This is a genomic window from Deltaproteobacteria bacterium (genome assembly GCA_018668695.1).
Lineage (GTDB): Bacteria > Myxococcota > XYA12-FULL-58-9 > XYA12-FULL-58-9 > JABJBS01 > JABJBS01.
Map to the genome: position 1 here is coordinate 1 of JABJBS010000138.1, position 3912 is coordinate 3912.

Annotated in this window: 5 protein-coding genes; 3 read left to right on the plus strand and 2 right to left on the minus strand. The window is 50.5% G+C overall.

From position 1 onward, the window contains the following. On the minus strand, positions 1-1595 hold a 1595-nt coding region (locus tag HOK28_07570), incomplete at its 3' end, for a hypothetical protein (GenBank protein MBT6432932.1). Between the two features lie 404 nt (positions 1596-1999). Between HOK28_07570 and HOK28_07575 the strand changes: the two genes are divergently transcribed. Genes HOK28_07575 through HOK28_07585 form a run of 3 tightly spaced genes read left to right on the plus strand, consistent with a single transcriptional unit; the run spans position 2000 to position 3051 of the window. Beyond that, on the plus strand, positions 2000-2224 hold the full coding sequence (locus HOK28_07575; protein MBT6432933.1) for a hypothetical protein: 225 nt from the start codon (positions 2000-2002) through the stop codon (positions 2222-2224). Between the two features lie 19 nt (positions 2225-2243). Beyond that, the gene (locus HOK28_07580; GenBank protein ID MBT6432934.1) at positions 2244-2762 is read left to right on the plus strand and encodes a flavodoxin; all 519 of its coding nucleotides are present in this window, start codon (positions 2244-2246) and stop codon (positions 2760-2762) included. A gap of 13 nt (positions 2763-2775) precedes the next feature. Beyond that, the gene (locus HOK28_07585) at positions 2776-3051 is read left to right on the plus strand and encodes a hypothetical protein (GenBank protein MBT6432935.1); all 276 of its coding nucleotides are present in this window, start codon (positions 2776-2778) and stop codon (positions 3049-3051) included. 42 nt (positions 3052-3093) lie between these two features. On the opposite strand, the gene HOK28_07590 is transcribed toward HOK28_07585, so the two are convergent. Continuing rightward, the coding region (locus HOK28_07590; protein ID MBT6432936.1) for a hypothetical protein at positions 3094-3912 on the minus strand (819 nt) is incomplete at its 5' end.

Consider the following 3912-nt stretch of genomic DNA (forward strand, 5'->3'; position numbering starts at 1 on the left):
ATGTCTTGAGCCAAGTTGGTATAGTTCCACTCGTTGCCCACAGACCAGCTCAAAACTGCTGGGTGATGTTTTATGGCACATACCTTTTCGATGGTACTCTCCACGGTCTCTGTATAGCCGTAGTAGATGGTCATCACCACATAGATACCATGGCTCCAAAGTTCATCCAGTACTGCTTCATCTAAGATAGCGCCGTATGTTCGTACCACATTGATACCGGCATCCTGCATCAGCTGCGCATCCGCCTCCACGGCACTGGCGAAGTGATTGCTCGGTCCTTGTCCTACGGGAATTGGAGACCACGCAACGCCTTTCATATGAAGGGGTGAAGTACCCACGCGGATTTGACGACCCACGATATTGACGGCAGGTGACCGCCCGGGCTGTGCTGAGCAGATATCGTTGGGGTTGCTGCCATTGCCATTGTCGCCTGGAGCATCTGGGCTACAGCTTCCAAAGGCAACCACGGGTAAGACTGCGTGGGTGTCGGGCATGGTGAATACCCGGTTGGTGAATCCGCCGGTTGTGAGGCCACATTCCGCAGGGACTTCTTCCCAAGAACCGCTTCCGTCGTAGCCTTGAATGAATCTGTATTCGATGGTGGTTCCTGGCTCGAGTTCCATCGATCCGATGTAGATACCATCGCTGTCTGAATCGTTGAGTTGAACCATTCCGGCCGCGTTCCAGCCATCCACACTGTTTCCAACCGTGACACCGCCGGAGTAGGTGGAGCCCATATTTACCTGGAAAGTAAGACGAGGCGTGGTGGTGGAGGGCTCAGAAGTGCAACTCTCACAGGTGCCGTAGACGTCGCTCGTCGCGACAGCCGAGCTTGCAGATAAAGTGACGCTCCGGTTGGCATATTCAAAATAGTCGGTCACGGGAGCGCAGCTTGCGCCATCGACCATCTCATCTACCAGGTCTTCTTGAGCCGCCCAATTGTCGACATTGTATTTGTATTCGAGCGCCGTTTCATTTTCGAAGGTGTAACTGGCTGTCCAAATTCCATCACCGTCATCATCATTGAGTGCATAGCAGTCACCGCACCAGTCGGCGAAGGGACCTGTGACGTACACAACCGAAAAGCTGGCCAGCTCCGAGCAGTTCATGTTGACTGAAAAATCGACTTGGTAACTCCCGCTGTTGGTGGGGTCTGATGCATCGCTTGGATCTGAAGTATCCGCTGCATCTGCTGGGTCGTCTTGTGCGGGTTCACTTGAGTCGGTTGCATCACTTGCATCCGATACGTCCGTAGAGTCAGTCGGGTCGGAACTGTCGGCCGCGTCTGCCGGGTCGTCTTGTGCGGGTTCACTTGAGTCGGTTGCATCAGTTGTATCGGCAGCATCGGTAGAGTCTGTCGTGTCGGAGCTGTCGGCTTCATCTGCCGGGTCGTCTTGGCTTGTGTCGCTTGTATCTGTAGGTGAGGTGCCTGGGAGCGGTTCGTCGGTTCCACATCCAACTTGTGGCATAAGCAGCGTCAAAGCAGCGCAATACATAATACTTTGTAGATACTTCACAGGCATAATCGGTCCTTCATTTACTTCGAGAATGGGGCTTAACCATGACAATAAAAAAGTAAAAAAACAAGCTGTCATCGAACACTTAAACGGCCTTCAATCACGGAGTTTTTTTAAGTGATTCTCAAAAAGGGACTCGTTCAGGAAGTGATGTGAAGTGGATTGAATATGGCAATCAGTTTTCGAGCGTTAGAGCCGTTTGAAATCAAGGCCAAGTGTCTTAGTTGCGCGGCAAAATCTCGGCGCAATGGACCGGCTATGAGCACAACGGGATTCTTCCACGAGCATCTTCATCAAAGCCAACCCCGGATTTTACAAGAAATGCACCTTCTATAGTCAACTTTTCTAGAAATTGCGTAACAATTACAGGCTCTTAACTTTAACTGAGCGGCGCCGTCTAATACCTTTAACGTTGACAATGAGAATAGTTCTCATTATTATGTTGTTGATGACAAAACGGGATTGGCCCAAGGGAGAATACTGTGAAAATTGGGATTATTTATGGGGCCAATAAGGCCCACGCTGATGAAATTGGCGAGCTAATCCGTGGTGGTTTGAACCTAGAGCATGGTGCCATCCGAGACATTTCCACAATCTCCTCCGAAGATGACCTCGGCTCTTACGACCTGGTCATCGCGGGTTTGGCCATCCTCGTGAAAAGCGAAATTAAAGACGAACTTCAACGCATGCTCCTCGAATGCGCTTGAATAAGATGACGGTGAAAACATGAAGACAGGACTATTTTTCGGTACTTGCACAGGCAACACAGAAGAGTTGGCTGAAGTAATCCAAGACCAGCTCAATATTGATGAATCAGATGTACATGACGTAGCCCAAGCATCGGTGAATGATTTAATGGCCTATGAGTTTCTTATTGTGGGAATTCCAACTTGGCATATCGGAGAGCTTCAGGATGATTGGTATTGCCTTTATGAGGACCTCGAGAAGGTAGACCTCAGTGGTAAGAAGATCGCTCTCTTTGGTCTCGGAGATCAATACGGTTACGGCGATACGTTTCTAGATGGGATGGGTATTCTCTACAAGAAGATGGTGGAGCGGGGGGCCGAAGGCAACATCGGGTTTTGGCCCACTGAAGGCTATGAGTTTGACGCTTCTGAAGCCATTGTTGACGGCCAGTTTTGTGGCCTAGCAATCGACCAAGATTGTCAGTCTGAACTTACCGATGAGCGCCTCGAAAAGTGGTGCGATATTCTCAAACTACAGCTTCAAAAAATAGCTGCCTGAAAAGAGTACGAAGATGCACAAGCATAATAATAAGAGTTCTCGCGTCGTTCACGCCAGTGGTTACTTCAGTGTGCAAAGCTGCAAGTGCGGCAGCGTGATTGTAGAGATGGGCAATATGTCTTACCGGCTAACAGACGAGGGCTTCGTTGAGTTTGCCCGCACCGTGGGTGCCGCATTCGAAAAAATTACCGGGCAGAAAGCTGACATGCTCGGTGTAGAGATGGCAACTGCGAATACGCGTGACTGGGATGAGCCGGCCAGCGATGGTGCGGAAGAAGTTTTAAACTAACCTCCTGCATTTGATTCTAGCGAGCCCTGAGGAATTCTCTCTCTAGGGATCACCTTGTACCGATAATGTGTAACTCGAACAGACGTTGGCTGAATAGGTTTTCACCTGAATGTACATCCATTCTTCATCTCCCGAGCCCCAGCTGTCTCCCCAGCTAAAGGTTACAGAATCAGAGCTTGAACCACTGGCCGATGAACTCTGGCTACTTCCGGAGCAACTGCCCTTATGGACAGTTAGGTCGTAGTCTGTTCCCGCGGCAGGGGTTAGGGTGATTCGAACACGCATATCGTAAATCAGGCTTGAGTCTTCATCCACATAGACTCGGTACCAGCGCTCGCCAGTTCCACTGACCGTGATGGTGCTGCCGTTGATATCACCATTTACAGAGCCTAGGTTGGTCACACTGCCGCTGCACCCTGGATTGGTGTCGAGATTAAACTCGCAACCATCTCCGGTTACATTGTTAGCATTACAGTACTTGTTGGAGCAGGCCGTAAGTTCACATACGCCGGATCCACAGCTTTCCGTGGCATTGTTAAGGGCGCAGCTTACATTGCAACCACCGCAGTTGCTGAGTGAGTTGAGCGGCGTTTCACAGCCGTTGTTCACATTGCTATCGCAGTTGTCATATCCAGAGGCACAGCTTGGCGCGCATGTTCCACTGGAGCAGACCATAGATCCGTGGTCGTTGGTACACGTATTTTCGCAAGTACCGCAGTTGGATGTGTCGTCAAAGATATCAGTCTCACAGCCGTCCGCGTCGTTGTTGTTGCAATCGTCGTATCCGGAATCACAGATGGTGAGAACGCAGCTTCCGCCGGCGCAGCTTTCAGCGCCGTTGGCTAAGCTACACACGTCACC